This window comes from Dactylosporangium darangshiense, assembly GCF_039537565.1.
In the GTDB taxonomy this organism is placed as follows: Bacteria; Actinomycetota; Actinomycetes; order Mycobacteriales; family Micromonosporaceae; genus Dactylosporangium; species Dactylosporangium darangshiense.
Genome location: NZ_BAABAT010000027.1, coordinates 64,033 through 86,987, shown reverse-complemented (window position 1 = coordinate 86,987; position 22,955 = coordinate 64,033). Strand labels below are relative to the sequence as shown.

The 22,955-nt window shown below is 71.9% G+C and carries 22 protein-coding genes; 11 read left to right on the top strand and 11 right to left on the bottom strand.

What is annotated here, in order from left to right; genetic code table 11:
* The first annotated feature begins 55 nt into the window (after positions 1 to 55).
* From ABD901_RS37060 to ABD901_RS37050, 3 genes are all read left to right on the top strand, one after another.
* Complete coding sequence (locus ABD901_RS37060; RefSeq protein WP_345134400.1) at positions 56 to 946, top strand: serine/threonine-protein kinase; 891 nt, start codon at positions 56 to 58, stop codon at positions 944 to 946.
* Positions 947 to 1,050: 104 nt separating this feature from the next.
* Positions 1,051 to 1,881: a class I SAM-dependent methyltransferase gene (locus ABD901_RS37055; RefSeq protein ID WP_345134399.1), complete on the top strand. Its 831-nt coding sequence runs from the start codon at positions 1,051 to 1,053 to the stop codon at positions 1,879 to 1,881.
* Between the two features lie 14 nt (positions 1,882 to 1,895).
* Entirely contained in the window at positions 1,896 to 3,158 is a 1,263-nt protein-coding gene (locus ABD901_RS37050; protein WP_345134398.1) for an aldehyde dehydrogenase family protein, read from the top strand.
* Here the strand turns inward: ABD901_RS37050 and ABD901_RS37045 are convergent.
* On the bottom strand, positions 3,155 to 4,540 hold the full coding sequence (locus ABD901_RS37045) for a short-chain fatty acyl-CoA regulator family protein (protein WP_345134396.1): 1,386 nt from the start codon (positions 4,538 to 4,540) through the stop codon (positions 3,155 to 3,157). The genes ABD901_RS37050 and ABD901_RS37045 overlap by 4 nt on opposite strands.
* Positions 4,541 to 4,693: 153 nt before the next feature.
* Here ABD901_RS37045 and aceA point away from each other — a divergent pair, with 153 nt between their 5' ends.
* The 4 genes from aceA to ABD901_RS37025 all read left to right on the top strand — a co-directional run bounded on the left by aceA (position 4,694) and on the right by ABD901_RS37025 (position 8,323).
* Positions 4,694 to 5,962, top strand: coding sequence for an isocitrate lyase (gene aceA / locus ABD901_RS37040; protein WP_345134394.1), 1,269 nt, complete (start codon positions 4,694 to 4,696; stop codon positions 5,960 to 5,962).
* Complete coding sequence (gene aceB / locus ABD901_RS37035; protein ID WP_345134393.1) at positions 5,959 to 7,557, top strand: malate synthase A; 1,599 nt, start codon at positions 5,959 to 5,961, stop codon at positions 7,555 to 7,557. Before aceA ends, aceB begins: the two co-directional genes overlap by 4 nt.
* A gap of 72 nt (positions 7,558 to 7,629) precedes the next feature.
* Positions 7,630 to 7,953 (top strand): STAS domain-containing protein, encoded by a 324-nt coding sequence (locus ABD901_RS37030; RefSeq protein ID WP_345134391.1) that lies wholly within the window; start codon positions 7,630 to 7,632, stop codon positions 7,951 to 7,953.
* A gap of 142 nt (positions 7,954 to 8,095) precedes the next feature.
* Complete coding sequence (locus ABD901_RS37025; RefSeq protein ID WP_345134390.1) at positions 8,096 to 8,323, top strand: DivIVA domain-containing protein; 228 nt, start codon at positions 8,096 to 8,098, stop codon at positions 8,321 to 8,323.
* Positions 8,324 to 8,357: 34 nt separating this feature from the next.
* Here the strand turns inward: ABD901_RS37025 and ABD901_RS37020 are convergent, their stop codons facing one another.
* Together ABD901_RS37020 and ABD901_RS37015 are read right to left on the bottom strand one after the other, a co-directional pair.
* The gene (locus ABD901_RS37020; protein ID WP_345134388.1) at positions 8,358 to 8,774 is read right to left on the bottom strand and encodes an ester cyclase; all 417 of its coding nucleotides are present in this window, start codon (positions 8,772 to 8,774) and stop codon (positions 8,358 to 8,360) included.
* Complete coding sequence (locus ABD901_RS37015) at positions 8,761 to 9,168, bottom strand: hypothetical protein (protein WP_345134386.1); 408 nt, start codon at positions 9,166 to 9,168, stop codon at positions 8,761 to 8,763. The genes ABD901_RS37020 and ABD901_RS37015 overlap by 14 nt, the downstream gene beginning before the upstream one ends.
* 80 nt (positions 9,169 to 9,248) lie before the next feature.
* On the opposite strand from ABD901_RS37015, the gene ABD901_RS37010 reads away from it, so the two are divergent.
* The 3 genes from ABD901_RS37010 to ABD901_RS37000 all read left to right on the top strand — a co-directional run bounded on the left by ABD901_RS37010 (position 9,249) and on the right by ABD901_RS37000 (position 15,956).
* The gene (locus tag ABD901_RS37010) at positions 9,249 to 9,884 is read left to right on the top strand and encodes a TetR/AcrR family transcriptional regulator (RefSeq protein ID WP_345134384.1); all 636 of its coding nucleotides are present in this window, start codon (positions 9,249 to 9,251) and stop codon (positions 9,882 to 9,884) included.
* 290 nt (positions 9,885 to 10,174) lie between these two features.
* A complete protein-coding gene (locus tag ABD901_RS37005) occupies positions 10,175 to 11,002 on the top strand; it encodes a HEAT repeat domain-containing protein (RefSeq protein WP_345134382.1) in 828 nt (275 codons plus the stop codon).
* 367 nt (positions 11,003 to 11,369) lie between these two features.
* Positions 11,370 to 15,956: a galactose-binding domain-containing protein gene (locus ABD901_RS37000; RefSeq protein ID WP_345134380.1), complete on the top strand. Its 4,587-nt coding sequence runs from the start codon at positions 11,370 to 11,372 to the stop codon at positions 15,954 to 15,956.
* A 74-nt stretch (positions 15,957 to 16,030) separates the two neighbouring features.
* Here the strand turns inward: ABD901_RS37000 and ABD901_RS36995 are convergent, their stop codons facing one another.
* The 8 genes from ABD901_RS36995 to ABD901_RS36960 form a co-directional block, all read right to left on the bottom strand.
* Positions 16,031 to 16,588, bottom strand: coding sequence for a DUF1349 domain-containing protein (locus ABD901_RS36995; protein WP_345134520.1), 558 nt, complete (start codon positions 16,586 to 16,588; stop codon positions 16,031 to 16,033).
* A gap of 21 nt (positions 16,589 to 16,609) precedes the next feature.
* Complete coding sequence (locus ABD901_RS36990; RefSeq protein WP_345134378.1) at positions 16,610 to 17,281, bottom strand: FadR/GntR family transcriptional regulator; 672 nt, start codon at positions 17,279 to 17,281, stop codon at positions 16,610 to 16,612.
* Positions 17,281 to 18,147: an amidohydrolase family protein gene (locus ABD901_RS36985; protein WP_345134518.1), complete on the bottom strand. Its 867-nt coding sequence runs from the start codon at positions 18,145 to 18,147 to the stop codon at positions 17,281 to 17,283. Before ABD901_RS36985 ends, ABD901_RS36990 begins: the two co-directional genes overlap by 1 nt.
* Complete coding sequence (locus ABD901_RS36980; protein ID WP_345134376.1) at positions 18,147 to 19,070, bottom strand: aldo/keto reductase; 924 nt, start codon at positions 19,068 to 19,070, stop codon at positions 18,147 to 18,149. Before ABD901_RS36980 ends, ABD901_RS36985 begins: the two co-directional genes overlap by 1 nt.
* Positions 19,067 to 19,822 (bottom strand): SDR family NAD(P)-dependent oxidoreductase, encoded by a 756-nt coding sequence (locus tag ABD901_RS36975; RefSeq protein ID WP_345134374.1) that lies wholly within the window; start codon positions 19,820 to 19,822, stop codon positions 19,067 to 19,069. The genes ABD901_RS36980 and ABD901_RS36975 overlap by 4 nt, the downstream gene beginning before the upstream one ends.
* A 67-nt stretch (positions 19,823 to 19,889) precedes the next feature.
* On the bottom strand, positions 19,890 to 20,780 hold the full coding sequence (locus ABD901_RS36970; protein ID WP_345134372.1) for a glycosyltransferase 87 family protein: 891 nt from the start codon (positions 20,778 to 20,780) through the stop codon (positions 19,890 to 19,892).
* A gap of 89 nt (positions 20,781 to 20,869) precedes the next feature.
* The gene (locus ABD901_RS36965; protein ID WP_345134370.1) at positions 20,870 to 21,565 is read right to left on the bottom strand and encodes a siderophore-interacting protein; all 696 of its coding nucleotides are present in this window, start codon (positions 21,563 to 21,565) and stop codon (positions 20,870 to 20,872) included.
* 81 nt (positions 21,566 to 21,646) lie between these two features.
* Positions 21,647 to 21,850: a hypothetical protein gene (locus tag ABD901_RS36960; protein ID WP_345134368.1), complete on the bottom strand. Its 204-nt coding sequence runs from the start codon at positions 21,848 to 21,850 to the stop codon at positions 21,647 to 21,649.
* A 203-nt stretch (positions 21,851 to 22,053) separates the two neighbouring features.
* On the opposite strand from ABD901_RS36960, the gene ABD901_RS36955 reads away from it, so the two are divergent.
* Positions 22,054 to 22,908 (top strand): aldo/keto reductase, encoded by an 855-nt coding sequence (locus ABD901_RS36955; RefSeq protein WP_345134366.1) that lies wholly within the window; start codon positions 22,054 to 22,056, stop codon positions 22,906 to 22,908.
* Positions 22,909 to 22,955: the final 47 nt, after the last annotated feature.

Sequence of the window (22,955 nt, the reverse complement as noted above, 5' to 3'; positions counted from 1 at the left end):
CCGGCGCGATCGGATTGACGGAGTGAACCACCCTCCCGGTGGGAAAGAGGACTCCGTGCGGTTGTTCGGCGGAAGGTACCGGTTGCAGCGCAAGCTCGGGCAGGGCGGCATGGCCAGCGTCTGGCGCGCCTACGACGAGGTGCTGGACCGTGCCGTTGCGGTGAAGCTGCTGACGGCCGAGCACACCGCGGACCCGGGTGCGTTCGACCGGGCCCGCAACGAGGCCCGCTGCGGCGCCCGCTTCGCGCACCCCAACGTGGTCGCGGTCTATGACTTCGGTACCTCCCGCCGCGCCGCTCGCGGCACCGCGTACCTGGTCATGGAGCTGGTGGAGGGCCAGCTCCTCGACGCCGCGATGGCGGGCGGACCGCTCGACTGGCGCGTCGCCGGCCGGATCTGCGCCGAGGTCGGCGCCGGCCTCGCCGCAGCGCACGGCCACGGCGTCGTGCACCGCGACATCAAGCCGGGCAACGTGGTGCTGACCTCGGCCGGCGCGAAGATCCTCGACTTCGGCGTGGCCGCGCGGGCCGGGCAGCCCGACCGGATGCCCGACGGTTCGCTGCTGGGCACGCCCGCATACCTGGCGCCGGAGCGCCTCGACCCGGGCGCGGCGGCGCCGCCGATCGACGTCTACGCCGTCGGGGTGCTGCTGTACAAGTGCCTGACCGGCCGGCTTCCGTGGCCGGCCGACACCGACGAGCAGGTGCTGCGCTCGCACCGGTACGCCCCGCCGGCGCCGCTGCCGCGCATCGACGGGCTGCCCGCGGAGGTTGCCGAGGTGTGCGAGGCGAGCCTGGACAAGCTGCCGGAGGCCCGCCCGACCAGCGTGGCGCTGGCGCTGATCCTCTCCGCCGCGGTCGACGTGCCGGTCCACGTCCCGCCCGTTCTGCTGCCGGCGCCGACCCGCAGCGCGTTGCACGCGCCGACGGAAGCGATATCCGCTTGACCGGCATGTGATGGTCGTGTGAGCGGTCCGGCGCGAAGCGGCGGGGCCGTTCACCATGTACACAGCCGGAGAAGCCGGCACCGGAGCGAAGCGGAGGCGACGGCGTGAGCGACTACCTCCGCCTGAACCGCGCGCAGTGGGACGAGCGCGCGCCGGCGCACGCCGCCTCGCCGGACTACGGCGTGGCGCGGTTCGTCGACGACCCGGAGTTCCTGAGCGACGTCGTGCGCTTCGACCGGCCGCGCCTCGGCGACGTGCGCGGGCTGCGCACCGTGCACCTGCAGTGCCACATCGGCACCGACACGCTGTCGCTGCACCGCCTCGGCGCCGACGTCACCGGCCTGGACTTCTCGCCGGCGTCCCTCGCGCAGGCCCGCGCCCTGGCCGGGCGGGCCGGCGCCGACATCGACTACGTGGAGTCCGACGTCTACGGCGCCCTCGACGCGCTCGAGCCCGGCTCGTTCGACCTCGTCTACACCGGCGTCGGCGCGCTGTGCTGGCTGCCCGACATCCGCCGCTGGGCCGCCGTCGTGTCCGGCCTGCTGCGCCCGGGCGGCCGGTTGTTCATCCGCGAGGGGCACCCGATGCTGTGGACGATCGACGAGACCCGCGGCGACGGGGTGCTCGCGGTGCAGTTCGCGTACTTCGAGCAGCCCGACCCCCTCGTGTGGGACGACGCCACCACCTACGTGGCGACCGACGTCGCATTCACGCACAACGTCACGCACAGCTGGAACCACGGCCTCGGCGAGATCGTCACCGCGCTGCTCGGCGAGGGCATGGAGCTCACGATGCTGCAGGAGCACGACAGCGTCCCGTGGGATCCGCTGCCGGGGTTCATGCTCGGCGACGAGCAGGGGGAGTACCGGCTGGCCGAACGAGGCGACCGGCTGCCGCTTACATACACTCTTCAGGCACGCAAGCGTTCGAACTGAGGGGGAGCCGGGCCATGGCCGCTGCCGGATCGCAGGACGTCAACGAGATCGTCGCCTCCGCGGCCCGCGCCGCGCGCGCCGCGTCCGGCTCGCTCGCCGCCGCGCCGGCCAAGACGATCGACGAGGCGCTGCGCGGCATGGCCCGGCGCCTCGCCACCACCCCGGAGACGGTCCTGGAGGCCAACCGCGCCGACGTCGCCGCCGCCGAGGCGGGCGGCATGAGCGGCGGCCTGCTCGACCGGCTCCGCCTCGACGAGGCCCGCCTCGCCGCCATGGCCGAGCAGATCGACATCCTCGCCGACGTCGAGCCCGAGCCGGCCCGGCGCACCGTGCGCGAGCTCGGCGGCGGCCTGGTGCTGCAGGAGTGGCGCCGCCCGGTCGGCGTCATCGGCGCCAACTACGAGGCCCGCCCCAACGTCACCGTCGACGTCGCCTCCCAGCTGGTGAAGTCGCAGAACGGCGGCGTGCTGCGCACCGGCTCGGCGGCCCTGGCCTCCGCGACCGCGCTCATGGACGAGATCGTCGCGCCGGCGCTGGCCGAGGCCGGCCTCGACCCGGCGGCGATCCAGCTCATCCGGGCCCGCGGCCGTGGTTCCGCCGACGCGCTGGTCGCCCAGCCCGGCCTGATCCCGCTGGTCATCCTGCGCGGCAGCGGCGAGAGCACCCGCACCCTGGCCGAGAAGGCCGCCCTGCAGGGCGTGCGGACCCTCGCGCACGCCGACGGCGGCGGGGTGCTCTACATCGACGCCGCCGCCGACCTCGACAAGGCGTTCGCCCTCGTCGCCGCCGGCCTGGACCGCCTCGGCGTGTGCAACCGCCTCAACCTGCTGCTCATCCACCGCGACCACTTCGACGCGCTCCTGCCGCGGGTCGAGGCGGCGGTGGCCCCGCGCATCGCGCTGTCCCTGCCGCCGCACGAGCACGCGCTGGGCTACGAGTGGGCGCTGGACTCCGACCGGGAGGCCACGATCACGCTCGCCCCGGTCGACGGCCCGCTGCACGCCGCCCGCCTTGCCAACGACGAGACCTCGGGCCTGGCCGCCGGGATCGTCACCGAGGACGCCGCCGCCGCGCGCGAGTTCCTGTCCGCCTACGCCGGCACGGGCGCCTTCTGGAACGCCACGACCCGGCTGCTGGACGGCTTCAAGCTGCTCAACGTGCCCGAGACCGGCATCAACATCGACCGCGTGCCCGGACCGCGCGGCCCGGTGACCTTCCGCGACCTCTCCCTGCGGCAGTACGCGGTCGTGCCCGCCGACCGCCTCGCCGATCTCTAGCCCTGCAGCGGGTAGGGGATGAACGAGCTGCGGTTCTCGTCCAGGTCGAGCCGGCGGCTGATCGGCGCCGCGGCCCGCTGCGGGCAGTTGGCCCGCTCGCAGGTCTTGCAGCCCGGCCCGATCGGCATCGCGGCCGCGGCGTCGTGCAGGTCCATGCCGGTGGAGTAGACCAGGCGGGCGGCGTGGCGGATCTCGCAGCCCAGGCCGATCGCGTAGACCTTGCCGGGCTGGCCGTAGCCGCCGTGGTGGCGGGTGACGGTGCGCGCGATCCACAGGTACCGCTGCCCGTCCGGCATCGCCGCGACCTGCGTGACCGGCCGGCCGGGTGAGCTGAACGCCTCGTAGACGTTCCACAGCGGACAGGTCCCGCCGGTGCGCGAGAACGGGAACCCGGTCGCCGACTGCCGCTTCGACATGTTGCCGGCCCGGTCGACCCGCACGAACGAGAACGGCACCCCGCGGGCCCGCGGCCGCTGCAGCGTGCTCAGCCGGTGGCACACCGTCTCCCAGCCCATCGCGAAGTGCTCGGTCAGCAGGTCGATGTCGTAGCGGCGGACCTCCGCGGCGGTCAGGAACTCCTGGTAGGGCAGGATCAGCGCGGCGGCGAAGTAGTTGGCCAGGCCCACCCGGGTCAGGATCTGCGTCTGCACGTCGTCGAAGCGCTCCTCCTCGACGATCTCGTCGATCACGTCGGCGTACTCCAGCAGCGCCAGCTGCGCCGCCATCCGCATCGCCTCCTGCCCCGCGCGCAGCGACGTGGACAGGTGCAGGGTTTTCGTGTGCGGGCTGTAGCGGTGCAGGTCGCCGCCGAGCGCCTGGGCGTCGTCGTGGCGGACCTGCACGGCGTGCCGCTCGGCCAGCCGCCCCTGCAGCCCGGCCCGGACCGCGCCGCGGCGCAGCCGCATGCGCCCGGACAGCGCCTCGGCCGCCTCGTCGAGGTGCGGCACGTAGTTCTGCCGCCGGTAGAAGAACTCGGTCACCTGGTCGTGCGGGCTGCGCCCGAGCGGGCCGCGGTCCCCGACGAGCTCGGTGAGCTGGTCGGCGACCAGGCGGTAGCGGCGGTGCAGGTCGATCACGGCCTCGGCCAGCTCCGGCAGCCGGGAGGCGAGCTCGGCGAGGTCCGCGGAGCCGCCGGAGCCGCCGAGGGCCTCGCGCAGCCCGGCGACCAGCTGCGGGGTGTCGTGCGGCGCGAAGACGGCGGGGTCGACGCCGAAGAGGTCGGTGACCCGGATGAGCACCTGGGCGGTGAGCGGCCGCACGTCGTGCTCGATCTGGTTGAGGTAGCTCGGCGAGATGCTCAGGTGGCGGGCGAGGTCGGTCTGGCTCAGCCCGCGCTCCTCGCGCAGCCGCCGCAGCCGCGCGCCGGAGAATATCTTCGCCATCGGACGACTGTATAGCACGATTGTCAATTGGTGTTTTCGCAAGTTAGCAAAATGGCTGGAAAACTTCGCAGGAATTGGCTTTTTCCGTACCTCGACCGCCCGTTGCCGCACGTGTGACCGTGGGCGGAGGCACAGCGATCAAGGGAGCCAGTGATGCGGGACGCAGTCGAGCTTTTGCGGCAGGAATGGGACACCGACCCCCGTTGGCACGGTGTGCGGCGCGACTACACGCCGCAGGACGTCGTGCGGCTGCGGGGCGTGGTGCAGGAGGAGCACACCCTGGCGCGCCTGGGTGCGCAGCGGCTGTGGCGGCTGCTGCACGAGGAGGACTACGTCCACGCCCTCGGCGCGCTCACCGGCAACCAGGCCGTGCAGATGGTCCGGGCCGGGCTCAAGGCCATCTACCTGTCCGGCTGGCAGGTCGCCGCCGACGCCAACCTCGCCGGCCACACGTACCCCGACCAGAGCCTCTACCCGGCCAACTCGGTGCCGGCGGTCGTGCGGCGGATCAACAACGCCCTGCTGCGCGCCGGGCAGATCACCACGGCCGAGGGCGCGGCGGCACCGCACTGGCTCGCCCCGATCGTCGCCGACGCCGAGGCCGGCTTCGGCGGCGTGCTCAACGCCTACGAGCTGATGACCGGCATGATCACGGCCGGCGCCGCCGGGGTGCACTGGGAGGACCAGCTCGCCTCGGAGAAGAAGTGCGGCCACCTCGGCGGCAAGGTGCTCATCCCGACCGGCCAGCACGTGCGCACCCTGCAGGCGGCGCGCCTGGCCGCCGACGTCGCCGGCGTGCCGTCGCTCATCGTCGCGCGCACCGACGCGCAGGCCGCGACGCTGCTCACCACCGACGTCGACGAGCGCGACCGGCCGTTCGTCACCGGTGAGCGCACCGCCGAGGGCTTCTACCGCTTCGGCAACGGCGTGGACGCGTGCATCGCCCGGGGCCTGGCCTACGCGCCCTACGCCGACCTGCTGTGGATGGAGACGAGCACCCCGGACCTCGAGGTCGCCCGCCGGTTCGCCGACGCGGTCAGGGCGCAGTACCCGGACCAGATGCTCGCCTATAACTGCTCGCCGTCGTTCAACTGGCGCAAGCACCTCGACGAGGCGACGATCGCGAAGTTCCAGCGGGAGCTGGGGCACATGGGGTACAAGTTCCAGTTCATCACCCTGGCCGGCTTCCACGCGCTGAACTACTCGATGTTCGACCTGGCCCGCGGCTACGCCGCCGAGGGCATGCCCGCCTACGTCGCGCTTCAGGAGCGGGAGTTCGCCGCCGAGGCCGACGGCTACACCGCGGTCAAGCACCAGCGCGAGGTCGGCACCGGCTACTTCGACCTCATCAGCACGGTGCTCAACCCGGCCGGCGAGACCACCGCGCTGCGCGGCTCCACGGAGACGGAGCAGTTCGCATGAGGTACAAGATCATCGGCGAGATGCTCGAGCGCTTCGACGAGGTCCTCACCCCCGAGGCGCTGGACTTCCTGGTCGCGCTCGACGACCGCTTCGCCGCCCAGCGGGTCGCGTTGCTGGACACCCGCCGCGCGCGCCGCGCCCGCTTCGCCACCGGCCAGTTCCCGGACTTCCGCCCGGAGACCGCGCACATCCGGGCCGACCCGAGCTGGCGGGTGGCCGAGCCCGTGCCCGCGCTGACCGACCGGCGGGTCGAGATCACCGGCCCGCCCGAGCGGCGCATGACCGTCAACGCGCTCAACTCCGGCGCCCGGGTGTGGATGGCCGACTTCGAGGACGCCACCGCCCCGACCTGGGCCAACGTCATCGGCGGGCAGCTCAACCTCATCGACGCGCACGAGCGGCGCATCGACTTCACCGACGAGCGCGGCAAGCGCTACGCCGTCGGCGAGGACGCGGCCACGATCGTCGTGCGCCCGCGCGGCTGGCACCTGGTCGAGAAGTGGATCGCCGTGGACGGCCGCCCGATCGCGGCGAGCTTCGTCGACTTCGGGCTGTACCTGTTCCACAACGCGCGCCGCACCCCGTACTTCTACCTGCCGAAGCTCGAGGACCACCGCGAGGCGCGGCTGTGGAACGACGTGTTCGTCTTCGCGCAGCAGTACCTCGGCCTGCCGCAGGGCACCATCCGCGCCACGGTGCTCATCGAGACGATCACCGCCGCGTTCGAGATGGAGGAGATCCTCTACGAGCTGCGCGAGCACTCGGCCGGGCTGAACGCGGGCCGGTGGGACTACATCTTCAGCATCATCAAGAACTTCGGCCAGTGGTCGGACTTCGTCCTGCCCGACCGCGCCGAGGTCACGATGACGGTGCCCTTCATGCGCGCCTACACCGAGCTGCTGGTGTCGACCTGCCACCGCCGCGGTGCGCACGCGATCGGCGGCATGGCCGCGTTCATCCCCAGCCGCTCGCCGGACGTCAACGCCGCGGCCGCCGAGAAGGTCCTCGCCGACAAGCGCCGCGAGGCCGGCGACGGCTTCGACGGCTCCTGGGTCGCGCACCCCGGCCTGGTGCGGACCTGCCGCGACGCGTTCGACCCGGTGCTGGGGGAGCGCCCCAACCAGCTCGACCGCCTGCGCGACGACGTCGAGGTCAACGCCACCGACCTGCTCGCCGTGGACAAGACCCCCGGCCAGGTCACGGCCGAGGGCCTGCGCGCCAATGTCGGTGTGGCGCTGCGGTACGTCGACGCCTGGCTCGGCGGCACCGGCGCGGTCGCGCTGTCCAACCTCATGGAGGACGCGGCGACCGCCGAGATCGCCCGCTGCCAGGTGTGGCAGTGGCTGCACCACCGCACCCCGCTCGCCGGCGGCGGCTGCGTCACCAGGGACCTCGTCCGCTCCCTGCTGGCCGAGGAGCTCGCGGCGCTGCTCACCGGCCGCGACCCGCAGGAGCGCGCCCGCGCCGTGGCCGCCGCGGACATCGTGGAGCGCACCGCCCTTGCGGAGGACCTGCCGGCGTTCTTCACCACGGAGGCGTACGCCCTCCACCTGGCGCCCTCCGGCACTTCCAGCCCATCGGGTTCCCCCGCCTGACGGACCGGTCGGGCCGTCTGTCCGATTCCGGACTCGCCGGCCCGGCCGTTAGGGTCACTCACGGTGATGGGAATGTTGGTGGGTGAGCTGGAGATCACGACCGTGACGCGACCGGCGGTGGCGCACGTGGTGCGCGTCAGCGTGGCCGGGGACCTCGATGCGGCGACGGTACCGCGGCTGCGCGCCGCCCTCGCCGACGTCGTGGCCCGCCGGCCGGCCCGCCTGGAGCTCGACCTCGCGAGGGTCACGTTCTGCTCCAGCGGCGCCATCGCGGAGCTACGCACCGCCGAACGCGCGATGCCCGGCCGCCTCGTGATCACCGACGCCCGGCGGCCCGTCCGGCGCCTGCTGGAGCTGTGCAACCTCACCGAGTCCTTCGGCCTCGCGGTGTCATAGCTCGCTTTGCTCGCGGTGGCGGGAGCTTCGCTCCACCACACCCCCTCAGGATCTGCGGCGGCGCGCCCGGGCGACCAGAGGTTCTCATCGCCGATCGGGCAGCGTGAGTGCATTTTGCTCAGGGAGGCGCACACTCGCAGGTATGACACACTTCACGACCGAGTTCCATGGCTACGATCGGGCCGAGGTCGACAAGTTCGTCCAGACGGCCAATGACGCCATTGAGTCCAACGAGCCGAGCCGGCGGGCCAGGGCCCAGGCCGACGCCCAGGCGGTCAGCTTCCGGGTGGCCCTGCGCGGGTACAACCGCCGGGAGGTCGACCACTACCTGCGCCGTATCGCCAAGGGCCGCCCCGACGACCGGACCTGAAATCCCGGCGACGCAGCCAGGGCGACGGAAGCGCTCAGGAGATGTGGCCGAGCTGACGCAGCGCGCCCAGGTCGTCACGGCATGCCCAGTGCTCGGCGATGAGGTCGCCGTCGAACCGGACGATGTGGATCTGCTGGACGCTGAAGCTGCGGCCCGACGGCGGGAAGCCGAAGAGCTCGCCCGTCTGGGTCGCGGACATGGTGGCTCGATATGCGAGCCGGTCGCCGTCATGGATGACGTCATCGATCTCGTACCGGATGTCGGCCATCACCGAGTGCAGGTAGCTCACGACCGCCCGCAGCTGGCCAGGTCCTGCCGGGACCGGCACTGGCACTGGAGGTGCGGCGTGGTCGATGAACCCGGCCGTGACGACCCGCTCGGCGAGCGCGACGTCACCGGACTCGAACATGGTGCGGTAGAGGCCGCGAATGAGCTGCTCACGCTGGGACACGGTCGCCTGCCCGCGTGGTGCGCAGGAAGAACAGGGCAACGACGGCGGCACCCGCCATCAGTGGCACGTGGAAGAGGTACTCGATCTGGGCCAGCCCCGCGAAATCGGCGTGGCCGAGCACGCGGTGCAGGTTGTCGTGCGGCCACCAGCTGAGCAGCATGAACGAGATGCTCACGTACGCGGCCCGGGTCAGCCCGACACCAGCGCCGAAGCGCCGCAGCGGAGCCAGGCCGAAGAACACGAACGCCAGGCCGGCGCCGAACACCAGCGCCTCGAGCACGGACAGCACGATGAAGAGCGGCAACAGGTCCTGCGGCGGGGTGGCAGCACCGGCCGGATCGGGCCAGATCACGTGGCCGAACGTGAACGCAGCGATCGCCCCGAGCAGGGTCACGGCCGCCACCGCTATCTTTCTTCGAGACATCAGATCCCCCCAAAGTAGAACGTCGATCTACTGACTGGAACGATATTAAGATGAACCCCCCGGACGAGCAAGGCCGCGCCGCGACCAATCGACGACAGTTGCAGGCGGCGCAGACCCGCCGCGACATCATCCTGGCGGCGACCAGGCTCTTCACTCGCCAGGGATATGCGCACACGTCGGTCACCGACATCGCCCGCGAGGCCGGCGTCGCGGTGCAGACCATCTACTCCAGCGTCGGTTCGAAGGCACGGCTCGTCACCGCGATGCTCGACGAGGTGGACGCCATCTCCGGCGTCCCGCAGCTCGGCGCCGAGATCATGCGCTCGACGGACGCGAGCCAGATCATCGACCTCCAGACACGGCTGACCAGGCAGCTCAACGAACGCTGCTGGGACATCCTGGCCGGGCTGCGCTCTGCGGCACAGATCGACCAGACCATCGCGGCGGCGTACGCGGACGGACAGGCCCGCCACGCCGACGGCGCCCGGCGCGGCGCCGAGCGGATCGCCAAGCTCGGCGCGCTACGCCCCGGAACCGACGCCGACACCGCGGCGACCACGATTGCCGTGCTCCTGTCGATCGACACCTGGGTACAGTTGATCAACGAACACGGCTGGTCGTTCGACCGGGCCGAGAAGTGGCTGTCCTCGTCACTGCGGACGCTTCTGCTCGTCGAGGCCGCCTAGAACGGCGCGCCGACAACCACCTCGGCGACTGCTCAAGCGCAAGCAGGCGGCGAACGCCTCGGTCGACCTGGCTCGCCAGGGTGGCTGGGATGCGACCGTGGCGGTGGCCGAACGACTTCGGCCCCATTTGCAACGGCGTCGGCCGGAGCGCTGGATGGGCGCACGCGACGCGAGTATGAGCGGGCTGAAGTGGGCGGACGGCCTCGCCGTATGATGCCGTTCATGACGGTTGCTGACGACAGCGCTGCCGAGCAGGTGGCGTGTCAGCTCGCCGGCCGGGCACGGACGCTGTGACGAACACCGACCTCGACGGCCTGCGCCTCGGGGATCTCGACACTCGCGAGGCCCACCTCTATCGGCTGCTCGACCGGGCCCACGACTTCGGCGACCCGGCGGCGATCGCAGCGCTGCACGCCCTCGTCCGCGACTATCCCGACTATCACCGCTCGCTCTACACCCGGGCGATGAATCAGGCCGACGCGTTCGCCGCGCACACCCCGCCGGGCGCCCTGCGCGAGCCGCTCCTCGCAGCGCTCGCGGACACCCGGTACAACTGCCAGGCCTGGGCCGCGATGGGCTGCGCCGCGATGGATGTCCGGGAGGCGGTACCGAAGCTGGTCTCCCTGCTCGACCATCCGCAATGGATGGTGGTGGACGAGGCGGTCAAGGCCCTCGGCAGGCTCGGCGACGCGTCCGTCGTGCCGGCGTTGCGCTCGTTGCTCGCCGACGACGTCGACTGGGTGCGCCTGCGCGCGGCGGAGGCCCTGGCCAGCATCGGCGGTCCGGAGGCGCTGGACGCGCTGTGGCACGAGTTCGAGCATCGCCGTTTCGCGCGGATCGGTCACATCGCCAGCGGCCTGGCCATGTTTGCTCCCGAGGTCATCCCGCGGCTGGTTGCGGCCGCCGCCGATCCCGACCCGAACCGCCGCTACTGGGCCGCGGTCGCCCTCGGCTCGACCGGTGACGAGCAGGTCGCCCCGACGCTGGAGCGCCTCCAGGCCGAGGACCGCGGCGTGACCGTCTTCGACGGTGAGGTCCGGGTGGCCGCGAAGAAGGCCCTGCGCACGCTGCGCCGCATCCAGGCCGCCATCGCCGCCCGCGAGCAGCGCCCCGGCTGAGCGGCAGCGCCGACCAGGCGCCACGCCGGCGGCTCGAACACCCGCCGCCGCCTCAACTGTGCTACCCGGCTGCCGTCGAGGCCGGGCCAACGCCGCGGCAATCCGTGCCGGAACAAACGCCTGCTACCTGCCGCAATGCCGACGTCCTACTGATGTCGGTCGAACTGTTGACGTCTTCGTAGCAGATCGGTAACGTTTGGCCCTCCAGCGCTGCAAGATTACGACAAAGCTGTGTCTGATTTCGTCTTTGCACTGCAAGTTCCGGTCGTCCGCCATCACGACCGGCTCTCGTTCTGCTCCGCCACGCCGCCCCGTGGCCGCTTCGGCTCCGTGTCGGCGCCCGCCCCTGAGCGACAAGGACTGACACATGAGACGAACGAACCTGATCAAGGTGGTGGCGACAGCGGTCGCGACCGTCGTGATCGCGACGATGGGGTGGGTGGTCGTCGCGAACGCGGCCGGCGGACCCAACCTCGCCAGTGGTAGACCGGCCTCCGCCAGCAGCAGTAACGCGGGATTCGTGGCCGGCAACCTCAACGACGGCAACCAGGCCACCTACTGGGAGAGCAGCGGCGCCCTGCCGCAGTGGGGCCAGGTCGACCTCGGCGGCAGCGTCAGCGTCGACCAGGTCGTGCTCAAGCTCCCCGCCGGCTGGGGCGCCCGCACGCAGACCCTTTCCGTGCAGGGCAGCCTCGACGGCCAGAGCTACTTCAACCTCGTCGCATCCGGTGACCGCGCGTTCAGCCCGGCCAGCAGCAACGTGGTCACCCTCAACTTCACCGCCACCAGCACCCGGTTCGTGCGGGTCAACATCTCGGCGAACACCGGCTGGCCGGCCGCGCAGCTGTCCGAGCTCGAGGTCTACGGCAGCGCCAGCGCGTCGACCAACCTCGCGGCCGGACGGCCGACGTTCGAGAGCGGGCACGCCGACGTCTACCCCTCGGGCAACGTCGTCGACGGCAACCAGGGCACCTACTGGGAGAGCACCAACAACGCGTTCCCGCAGTGGGCGACGGTCGACCTCGGCGCGACGCTGAACATCAACAAGGTCGTGCTGAAGACCCCGTCGACCTGGGGCGCCCGCAACCAGACCCTTTCCGTGCAGGGCAGCGTCAACAACACGAGCTTCACGGACATCGTCGCCTCGGCCACGTATGCCTTCAGCGGCACGAACACGGTGACGATCACGTTCACCACCGCCAGCACGCGGTACGTGCGGATCCTGATCACGGCGAACAGCGCGTGGCCGGCGGCCCAGCTCTCCGAGCTCGAGGTCTACGGTCCCGCCGGCTCGACCGACACGATCGCGCCGAGCGTTCCCGGCACGCTGTCGTTCACGCAGTCCGGCACGTCGATCAATCTCAGCTGGGGCGCGTCCACGGACACCGGCGGCAGCGGCCTGGCCGGCTACGACGTCTACCGCAACGGCACGCTCGCCGGCAGCGTCGGCTCCGGCACCACGACGTTCACCGACACCCAGCCGGCCACGGCGACCGTGTCGTACTTCGTCCGCGCCCGCGACGGCGCCGGCAACCAGTCGGCCAACAGCAACACCGTGACCCGCACCGGCACGTCGCCGGACACGACCGCGCCGACCGTTCCGGGCACGCTGTCGTTCACGCAGTCCGGCACCACGATCACGCTGAACTGGGGCGCGTCGACGGACACCGGCGGCAGCGGGCTGGCCGGCTACAACGTGTACCGCGACGGCGCGCTCGCCGCGACCCTCGGCACGGTCCTGACGTTCAACGACACGCAGCCGGCCACGGCGACCGTGTCGTACTTCGTCCGGGCCCGCGACGGCGCCGGCAACCTGTCCGGCAACAGCAACACGGTGACCCGCACCGGCACCACGCCGGACACGACCGCGCCGACGGTCCCGGGCACGCTGTCGTTCACGCAGTCCGGCACGTCGATCAATCTCAGCTGGGGCGCGTCCACGGACACCGGCGGCAGCGGCCTGGCCGGCTACAACGTGTACCGCGACGGCGCGCTCGCCGCGACCCTCGGCACAGTGTTGACGTTCACGGACACGCAGCCGACCACGGCGACGGTGTCGTACTTCGTCCGGGCCCGCGACGGCGCCGGGAACCTGTCCGGCAACAGCAACACGGTGACCCGCACCGGCACCACCCCGCCGGGCTGCACCAACGTCGCGCTGGGCAAGGCGATGACGGCGACCGGCTCCACGTTCACCTTCACCCCGGAGAAGGCCAACGACGGGCTGCTCACCACCTACTGGGAAGGCGCGGCGGGCTTCCCGCAGAGCCTGACCGTCGCGCTGGGCGCGAATTACATCCTCACCGGCATCAACGTCAAGCTCAACCCGGACCCGGCCTGGGGCACGCGGAAGCAGAACATCCAGATCCTGGGCCGCGACCAGGCGGCGACGACCTACACGAGCCTCGTGCCCGCAACGGACTACCAGTTCGTCCAGAACAACAACGCGGTGAGCATCCCGTTCAACGCGACCACGGCCGACGTGCAGCTGCGCTTCAACTCCAACGACGGCGCGCCGTCCGGTCAGGTGGCCGAGCTCGAGGTGTGCGGCACGCCGGCGCCCAACCCGGATCTGGTGGTCAGCTCGGTGAGCTGGACGCCCGCGTCGCCGAACGAGACGTCGGCGATCACGCTGTCGGCGACGGTCCAGAACATCGGGACCGCGCCCGCCGGTGCGACGACGGTCAACTTCAACCTGGGTGGCGCGCTCGCCGGCACCGTGCCGGTCGGCGGCCTCGCCGCCGGTGCCTCGACGACCGTGTCGTTCAACGCCGGGCAGCGGCCGATGGGCAGCTACGCGGTCTCGGCCGTGGTCGACCCGACCAACACGATCATCGAGCAGAACAACGCCAACAACACCTTCACGGCGACCTCGCAGCTGGTGGTCGCGCAGGCGCCCGGACCGGACCTGCAGGTCCTGGGGATCGCGTCCAACCCGGCGAACCCGGCGATCGGCGCGGCGGTCACGTTCATCGTCGCGGTGAACAACCGGGGCACCACCGGCGTGGCCGCGAACACGGTCACCCGGGTGCAGGTGGGCACTGCCACGCTGAACACCAACTCGCCGGCGATCGGCGCCGGCCAGACGGTCAACGTTTCCATCACCGGCAGCTGGACCGCCACGAGCGGCGGGGCCACCATCGTCGCCACCGCCGACGCGACCAACATCGTCGATGAGACCAACGAGAACAACAACACGCTGTCGCAGGCGATCGTCGTCGGGCGGGGCGCCGCGGTGCCGTACGTCGAGTACGAGGCCGAGGCCGCCAACTACCAGGGCGCGCTGCTGACCCCCGACCCGCTGCGGACCTTCGGGCACACCAACTTCGCCACCGAGTCCTCGGGGCGGCAGTCGGTGCGGCTGAACACGACGGGCCAGTTCGTCGAGTTCACCTCGACCAACCAGTCCAACTCCATCGTGGTCCGCAACTCCGTCCCCGACTCGGCGGGCGGCGGCGGGCAGGACTACAGCCTCAGCCTGTACATCAACGGCAGCTTCGCCCAGAAGCTGACCCTGTCGTCACGCAACAGCTGGCTCTACGGCACCACCGACGACACCGAGTCGCTGTCGAACACGCCCTCGGCCGACGCCCGCCGGCTGTTCGACGAGTCGCACGCGCTGCTGACGCAGTCGTACCCGCCCGGCACCAAGTTCAAGCTGCAGCGGGACGCGGCCGACAACGCATCGTTCTACATCATCGACTTCATCGACCTGGAGCAGGTGGCACCGGCGGCGAGCCAGCCGGCCGGCTGCACCTCGATCACCGCCTACGGTGCGGTGGCCAACGATGGGATCGACGACACCGCCGCGATCCAGCGGGCCGTGATGGACGATCAGAACGGCGTCATCAGCTGCGTCTGGATCCCGTCCGGGCAGTGGCGGCAGGAGCAGAAGATCCTCACGCCGGACCCGACCCGCGGGCAGTACAACCAGAAGGGCATCCGCGACGTCACGATCCGCGGCGCGGGCATGTGGTACTCGCAGCTGTACACGAACACTGAGCCGCAGAACGTGGTGGGCAACATCAACCACCCGGACGAGGGCAACGTCGGCTTCGACATCGACGACAACACGCAGATCTCCGACATCGCCATCTTCGGCATGACGACCAACCGCAAGAACCGCGGGCACGGGTTGAACGGCCGGTTCGGCAAGAACACGAAGATCAGCAACGTCTGGATCGAGCACGTCAACGTCGGTGCCTGGGTGGGTCGCGACTACTCGGACACGCCCGCCTACTGGAACCCGGGCGACGGGCTCGAGTTCACCGGCATGCGCATCCGCGACACCTACGCCGACGGCATCAACTTCAGCAACGGCACGCGCAACTCGAAGGTGTTCAACTCGTCCTTCCGCAGCACCGGCGACGACTCGCTGGCGGTCTGGGCCAACCCGCGCGTGAAGGACACCGCGGTGGACGTCGAGCATGACAACCACTTCACCAACAACACCGTCCAGCTGCCCTGGCGCGCGAACGGCATCGCGATCTACGGCGGCTACGGCAACGCGATCGAGAACAACCTGATCTCCGACACGATGAACTACCCCGGCATCATGCTCGCGACCGACCACAGCCCGCTGCCGTTCTCCGGCACGACGACGGTCAGCAACAACGGGCTGTACCGCTGCGGTGGCGTCTTCTGGAACGAGGCCCAGGAGTTCGGCGCGATCACGTTGTTCCCGTCGACGTCGGACATCGTCGGCGTCACCATCCGCGACACCGACATCTACGACTCGACCTACGACGGCATCCAGTTCAAGAACGGCGGCGGCAACATGCCGAACGTCGCCATCACCAACGTGAAGATCGACAAGTCCAACAACGGCGCGGGCATCCTGGCGATGAGCGGCGCCCGCGGCAACGCGAACCTCACGAACGTGACCATCACCAACTCCAACGACGGCAACATCTTCATCCAGCCGGGATCCCAGTTCGTGATCACCGGAGGCTAGCCGCCCTGGTAGCGATCGGCCGGCCGTGCGGCGTGCTCCCAGCACGCCGCACGGCCGTTCGGGGGCGTGGCCGGCTACTCGAGGCCGTCGCGGGGGATCGGCGGGCCGAGGCGGAAGTCGCGGAAGGTGGCCTCCAGGCCGGCGCGCTCCGGTGAGCAGCACATGACGCCGACCTCCACCGTCGCGGGGAGGTCGAGGTGGGCGAGGCGCAGGAGCTGCCACGGGGCGTCGCCGCTGCGGCAGTGCACGGTCAGCGCCGAACCGAAGCGGGTCACGCGCATCGACACCTCGGACGGCGAGCCGGTGACCGGTGTCATCGACACGTCCGAGAACTCCCGGGTGACGACCGTGCTGACCTGGACGGCGCCGGACGTCACCTCCAGGCCGCTCTTGAGCCAGTGGCGCTCGCCGGCGCGGACCATCATGCCGGCCTGGTCGAAGCGTGTCGTGTGCTTCGCGGACACGACGGCCTCTGCGGTGAAGTCGCCGGTTGCCGGGGCATGGAGGAAGTGGCCGTTGTCGGTGGTCCAGCCGTAGAACGTCTGGCGCCAGAAGTCGGTCCGCAACTCGGTGACCGCGCGGAGGACGCCGCCGGCCAGGGACCAGTCAGCCGGTTCGTTCAACCACGACATGGTCTCGAACACGGCCCGAGCCTACAGGGCGCGGCGCAGCCACTCCTCGACGCCGGCCACGTGGATCGATGCCCACGAGCGGGCGAGGTCGGGCTGGCGGGTCGAGATGGCGTCGACGATGGCCTGGTGCTGTTCCCGCGTGCGCACCGCGGCGCCCTCCTGGGTCAGGCCGCGCCAGATCCGGGCGCGCGTCGTCGGGCCCGACAGGCCGTCGATGAGCGAGCACAGCACGGCGTTGCCCGAGCCCGCGGCGATCAGGCGGTGGAACTCCAGGTCGTTGGCGACCAGGGACTCGATCGTCGGGTCGTCGCCGAGCTGGTCCAGGACCGACTGCAGCTTGACCACGTCCGCGTCGGTCATGCGCTGGGTCGCCAGGGCCGTTGCGGCCGGCTCGAGGATGCGGCGGACCTCCAGGAACTCCAGGACGGTGTCGTCGCGGTGGAAGTCGACGACGAAGCTCAGGGCGTCCAGCAGGAGGTTGGGCTCCAGGCTGGTGACGTAGGTGCCGTCGCCCTGGCGGACGTCCAGGACGCGGATCATCGACAGCGCCTTGACCGCCTCGCGCAGGGAGTTGCGCGACAGGCCCAGGCGCTCGGCCAGGTCGGCCTCCTTGGGCAGGCGGTCCCCGGGGCCCAGCTCACCCGAGGTGATCATGCCCTTGATCTTGTCGATTGCCTCGTCGGTCAGTGCCATCAATGCCTCCGCGGCGACTGTACGCCGTTGCCGCCGCCGACCAGCCGGTAGACCTCGACGGCGGTGCTGCCGAACACTCTTGCGCGCTCGGCGGGGGTGGTCAGGGAAGAAACGAGGTCCTGGGTCACGGACAGGACCTGTGAATAGTCCGCCGCCAGGCGGCAGACCGGCCAGTCGGAGCCCCACATCAGCCGCTCCGGGCCGAACAGCTCCAGGGCCGCCTCGACGTACGGGCGCAGGTCCTGCGGCTCCCAGTGTTCCCAGTCGGCCTCCGTGACGAGGCCGGACAGCTTCGCGGCGACGTTCGGCCGTGCGGCCAGGTCCGCTACGGCCGCTCGCCAGGGCTCGAACAGACCGGCGCGGATGCGCGGCTTGCCCAGGTGGTCCAGGACGAAGCGTACGTCGGGCAGCGCCGCGGCGGCACGGGCCGCCGCGGGGAGCTGGTCGGCGCGGACGACCAGGTCGAAGGCCAGGCCGGCGGCGCCGAAGCGGTGCAGGCCGGCCTGCACGTCGGGGCGGTCGAGATACCCGGCGTCCTCGGCCTGGACCTGGGCGCGCAGGCCCACCAGGCGGTCGGCCCCGGCCAGGTCGCGGTACGCCGTGAACACCGGCGCGGCGGGGTCGTCCCAGGCCACGACGCCGGCGATCTCGGGTGTTTCGGCGGCGTGCGCCAGCAGCAGCGCGGCCTCGCCGGCGTCGCAGCGGCCGCCCTCGACGAGGACCGTGTGGGACACGCCGGCCGCGGCCAGCTCGCTGCGCAGGTCCGCGGGAGCGAAGGTGCGCCGGATCGGGGCCAGCTCGGGCGCGTCGAGCCAGTCGTAGCCGGCGTCGACGTCCCAAAGGTGATGGTGGGCGTCGACGAGCATCACAGGAGCCCCCGCTGTACCAAATCCGGCCAGAGCGAATCCGGGGGCGGTGCGGCGAAGAGGGCCGCGTTGCGGCGCACCTGCTCGGCGGAGTCGGCGCCGACGACGACCGCGGCCACCGCTGGGTGACGGGCCGGGAAGGCGATCGCGGCGGCCGGCAGGGTGGTGCCGTGCGCGGCGCAGGCCTCGGCGAGCTGGGCGGCGCGGCGCAGCAGCTGGGAGGGTGCGGCGCCGTACTCGTACGGCAGCCCGTCGCGCGGCACCTCCTCGGCGAGCAGGCCGCTGTTGAAGACCCCGACGGCGAGGACACCGACGCCGGCCGCGGCGCAGGCGGGCAGGAGCTCGGCGGCGGCCGGCTGCTCGAGCAGGGTGTACCGGCCGGCGACCATCACCACGTCGGGAGTGCACTCGGCGACGACGCGGGTGAGCATGCCGGCATCCTTGGAGCCCGAGCCGACGGCGCCGACGATGCCCTCGGCGCGCAGCTCCAGCAGGGCCGGGAAGCCCTCCCGCAGCGCCTGCTCGGGTAGGTGCTCCGGGTCGTGCAGCAGCGCGATGTCGATGCGGTCGAGGCCCAGGCGGGTCAGGCTCTCCTCGATCGAGCGGCGCACCCCGTCGCGGCTGAAGTCCCAGACGCGGCGGTGGGTGCGTGGCACGGCGAAGCCGTCGGCGAGGTCGAGGCCGCCCTCGTCGGTCGGCTCGAGCAGACGTCCGACCTTCGTGCTGACGGTGTAGTCCGCGCGGGGGCGGCCCGCGAGGGCCACGCCGAGGCGGCGCTCGGACAGGCCGAGGCCGTAGTGCGGTGCGGTGTCGAAGTAGCGGATGCCGGCGTCCCAGGCGGCGTCGACGATCGCGAGGGACTCGTCGTCGGTGCGCTCCTCGTAGAGGTTGCCCAGCTGCGCGCAGCCCAGGCCGAGGCTCACGGCCGGGCCCGCAGCCGCAGGCCGTGCATGCCGCCGTCGACGGAGAGCACGGTGCCGGTGGTGGCGCTGGCCAGGGGGCTGGCGAGGTAGGCGATCGCGTGCGCGACCTCCTCGGCGCTGACCAGGCGGCCGGTCGGCTGGCGGGCCTGCAGCGCGGCGAACTCCGCTTCGGGGTCGGCGGCCTGGTCGAGCAGGCGGCGCACCCACGGGGTGTCGGCGGTGCCGGGGTTGACGCAGCAGACGCGGATGCCCTCGCGCACGTGGTCGGCGGCCATCGCGGCGGTCAGCGCCTGCACGGCGCCCTTGGTCGCGCTGTACAGGGCCCGGTCGGGCAGGCCGGCGTGTGCGGCGATGGAGCAGGTGTTGACGATCGCGGCGTGCCCGGAGCGGCGCAGGTACGGCAGCGCCGCCCGGCTGACCCGCACGAGCCCGACGACGTTGACGTCGTACACCCGGTGCCACTCCTCGTCGGAGTTGGCCTCCACGGTGCCGACGGCGCCGATGCCGGCGTTGTTGACGAGGATGTCGATGCCGCCGAGGCGCTCGGCGGCCGCCGCGACGGCGGCGCGCACGGCGGCGTCGTCGGTGACGTCGGCGGCGAACCCTTCGATGCCCTCGGGCAGCCCGTCGGCGCGCAGGTCGAGGCTCGCGACCCGGGCGCCGCGGGCGGCGAGGTGCTGCGCGGTGGCCAGGCCGATCCCGGACGCGCCGCCGGTCACGACGGCGGCGAGGCCGTCGAACTCACCATTCACAAAAGTCCTCCCATACATCGGAGGACTGCTGTCTATCAGGCCCGAACATCCGGGCGCAAGGGTCCGGTCACGTCGAAACATCCGATGTTCGTTCCCGCGGTACCGCGGCGAGCAGGACCAGACCGATCAGCGTCAGGACGCTGAGGGCCGGCACCAGCCAGACGAGGCCCAGCGCCATCACGGCGAGCACGGCCGCGGCGAGCCACCGGCGCCGGTCGAGCAGCGTGAGGACGGCCGGCAGCTCCCAGACGAGGCTGTACACCCACGTGACGGGGCTGATCAGGCACATCGCGACGCCGGTGAGCGCGAACCCGGCCCAGTCGCCGGACGGCTGCAGGCGGGTGGTCCAGAACAGCACGACGGCGAGGGCGAGCAGCGGCCACACCGCGTCCGGGGCCTGCAGGCGTTGCAGCGCGCCGGCGAGGGACTGGTCGCCCGGGTCACCGGCCCCGCCGACGCGGGTGACCCGTTCGAGCAGGCCGCCCCAGTACCGCCCGGACTCCGCCGGCGCGACCAGCCAGCCGAGGCCCGTGGCGACCGCGGCGACCCCGCCGGCGACGGCGGCCTCGCGGTAGCGGCGGGCGATGACGAGGTACGCGATGAAGAGGGCCGGCGTCAGCCCGAGCGCGGCGGCCAGGCCGACGAGCGGGCCGCGGCGCAGCACCAGCAGGTCGAGCCCGACGAGCGCGACGAGCGCGACGTCGATGCGGCCGAGGCTCAGCGCGTCGCGCCACGGCTCGGCGGCGGCGAGCACCGCGATGCCGGCGACGACGGGCAGCGGGCGGCGGAACCACAGCCACAGCAGCGCCGCCGTGCCCGCCACCGACAGGGCGGCGACGAGCGCGACGGCGGCCGGCCGGGGCAGCAGCTGCAGGGGATCGAGCGCGGTCGCGGCGATCGGCGGGGGCGCGAACCCGCCGTCGGAGCGGCGGTGCATCGTGCCGCGCGCGGACAGCACGGCGAGGGCCGCGGCGCCCGCGCACAGCGCGGCGAGCCCGGCCCAGGCCAGACGCTTGTCCCCCGCATCGACGTTCGTGGGTGGTGACGTTACTCCATGCCGCGCTTGCCGGGCGTCCAGAAGGGCTTGGTGAGCACGCAGCGGCGCGGCCAGCCCCGCTCGCGCACCAGGTGCTGCCGCACGGCCTGCACGGTGCGGGCCTCACCGGCGACGTAGGCCCGGCCGGGCTCGGCGGGCAGGTCGAGCCCCTCGACCGCGGCGACGAGCGACGGCGAGGGGGAGACGGTGTCGCCGCGGCGCTCGACCCAGGTGACGTCGCCGTCCAGCGGGAGCCGGTCGCCGGGCCCGGCGATCTCGACGACGGCACGGCTGGCCTTGCGCTCGGCCTGGGGCAGCGCGCGCAGCATCGCCCCGAAGGCGACGGAGGCGGTCTCCTCGCCGACGAACAGGTGGTAGGCGGCGGTCCGGGTCACGAAGTCGCCCTTGGGCCTGCTGATGAGCACCTCGTCGCCGACGGCCGCGGCGCCCATCCAGCGCGCGCCGGGCCCGTCGCCGTGCAGCAGCGCCTGCAGCTCGACGGTGTCGTCGGCGCGGTCCCACACGGAGTACGTGCGCAGCAGGGGCCCCATCGCGCCCTTCGGGCCGACGTCGACCCGCACCTGCTGGCCGGCGACGAACGCCGCGCCGCGCAGCGCGGGCGCGCGCAGGCGGATGCGCCGGAAACGCCCGGCGACCTCGGCCTCGGCGACGGTCGCCCGGACGAAGAGCATCTCCCAGAGCCTCATGCCCGGGACGGTACAACTATCGGCGATATATCGGAACCCGCGCTGGGTGCATTGCAGCAATGCACCCGGCGCACCCGTGCGTCAGATGTCCTCGTCGAGCTGCGTGCCGCGGCGCGGGTCGCGGATGCTGCGGCCGGTCGAGTCGACCGCGCCCTCGTCGACAAGGCCGCCGCGGGCCTGCTGGTGCTCGAGGCTCTGCCGCCGCTCGGCCTCGCGGCGCGCCGCCTCCTTGGCCCGCGCCTCGTCGCTGTTCGGGTCGATACCGGTCGGGTCCAGCGCGTTCATGCTGCTCACTCCCTGGGTTGGCGGCGGGCGGGTCCGCGCCACGATACCCACGGCGATCTGCGCTAATCCATAGCTCGAACCCCGGCAGATTTTTTCACAAGTAGGGCCGAGGCGACGTACCGGATGAAACACACCACGCCATGCCCTCGCGCGCGGCTAGATTCGGTTGAGAGCTTTCTCGAACCGCGAAGGAGACCTGACGCATGTCAGAGCAGAGCAGCGCGCGGAATGCCGGAACCATCGACGTCGGCGGCGACCTGACCGTCAACCGGCTCGGCTTCGGCGCGATGCGCATCACCGGCGAGGGGATCTGGGGCGACCCGCGCGACCGCGGGCAGGCCAAGGAGGTCCTGCGCCGCGCCGTCGAGCTCGGGGTGAACTTCATCGACACCGCCGACTCGTACGGGCCCGACGTCAGCGAGGAGCTGATCGCCGAGGCGCTGCACCCCTACCCCGAGGACCTCGTCATCGCCACCAAGGGCGGCCTGGTGCGCCCCGGCGCCAACCAGTGGGAGGCCGACGGTCGCCCCGAGCACCTGCGCGCGGCCCTCGAGGGCAGCCTGCGCAAGCTGAAGCTGGAGCAGATCCCGCTGTACCAGTTCCACCGCCCCGACCCGCGGGTGCCCCTGGAGGACTCGATCGGCACGCTGGTCGAGCTCAAGGCCCAGGGCAAGATCCGCCACATCGGCGTGTCGAACTTCAACGAGGCCCAGCTGCGCACCGCGCAGGCGCTCACCCCGGTCGTGTCCATCCAGAACCGGTACAACGTCGACGACCGCGGCTCCGAGTCCCTCGTCGACCTGTGCGAGCAGGAGCAGATCGTGTTCCTGCCGTGGGCGCCGATCCAGAACCTCGACGGCAACGCCACGATCGAGGCGATCGCCAAGAAGTACGAGGCGTCGGCCCGGCAGATCGTGCTCGCCTGGCTGCTGGCCCGCTCGCCGGTGATCCTGCCGATCCCGGGGACCGGCTCGGCCGGGCACCTGGAGGACAACATCGCCGCCGCCGGCATCGACCTGACCCCGGCGGAGGTCGCCGACATCACCCGCAACGCGTAGCGGCAAGATTTCTCCGGGCCGCGTGTCGGATCCGGCCCGCCCCGTTC

Excerpts from the sequence above, each read along its gene's own strand:
- ABD901_RS36955 (WP_345134366.1), top strand. The coding sequence starts at position 22,054 with ATGTCAGAGCAGAGCAGCGCGCGGAATGCCGGAACCATCGACGTCGGC.
- ABD901_RS37025 (WP_345134390.1), top strand. The coding sequence starts at position 8,096 with ATGACACACTTCACGACCGAGTTCCATGGCTACGATCGGGCCGAGGTC.
- ABD901_RS36960 (WP_345134368.1), bottom strand. The coding sequence starts at position 21,850 with ATGAACGCGCTGGACCCGACCGGTATCGACCCGAACAGCGACGAGGCG.
- ABD901_RS36985 (WP_345134518.1), bottom strand. The coding sequence starts at position 18,147 with ATGCTCGTCGACGCCCACCATCACCTTTGGGACGTCGACGCCGGCTAC.
- ABD901_RS37010 (WP_345134384.1), top strand. The coding sequence starts at position 9,249 with ATGAACCCCCCGGACGAGCAAGGCCGCGCCGCGACCAATCGACGACAG.
- aceA (WP_345134394.1), top strand. The coding sequence starts at position 4,694 with ATGCGGGACGCAGTCGAGCTTTTGCGGCAGGAATGGGACACCGACCCC.
- ABD901_RS36990 (WP_345134378.1), bottom strand. The coding sequence starts at position 17,281 with ATGGCACTGACCGACGAGGCAATCGACAAGATCAAGGGCATGATCACC.
- ABD901_RS36995 (WP_345134520.1), bottom strand. The coding sequence starts at position 16,588 with ATGTCGTGGTTGAACGAACCGGCTGACTGGTCCCTGGCCGGCGGCGTC.
- ABD901_RS37000 (WP_345134380.1), top strand. The coding sequence starts at position 11,370 with ATGAGACGAACGAACCTGATCAAGGTGGTGGCGACAGCGGTCGCGACC.
- ABD901_RS37045 (WP_345134396.1), bottom strand. The coding sequence starts at position 4,540 with ATGGCGAAGATATTCTCCGGCGCGCGGCTGCGGCGGCTGCGCGAGGAG.
- ABD901_RS36965 (WP_345134370.1), bottom strand. The coding sequence starts at position 21,565 with ATGAGGCTCTGGGAGATGCTCTTCGTCCGGGCGACCGTCGCCGAGGCC.
- ABD901_RS37030 (WP_345134391.1), top strand. The coding sequence starts at position 7,630 with ATGTTGGTGGGTGAGCTGGAGATCACGACCGTGACGCGACCGGCGGTG.
- ABD901_RS37050 (WP_345134398.1), top strand. The coding sequence starts at position 1,896 with ATGGCCGCTGCCGGATCGCAGGACGTCAACGAGATCGTCGCCTCCGCG.
- aceB (WP_345134393.1), top strand. The coding sequence starts at position 5,959 with ATGAGGTACAAGATCATCGGCGAGATGCTCGAGCGCTTCGACGAGGTC.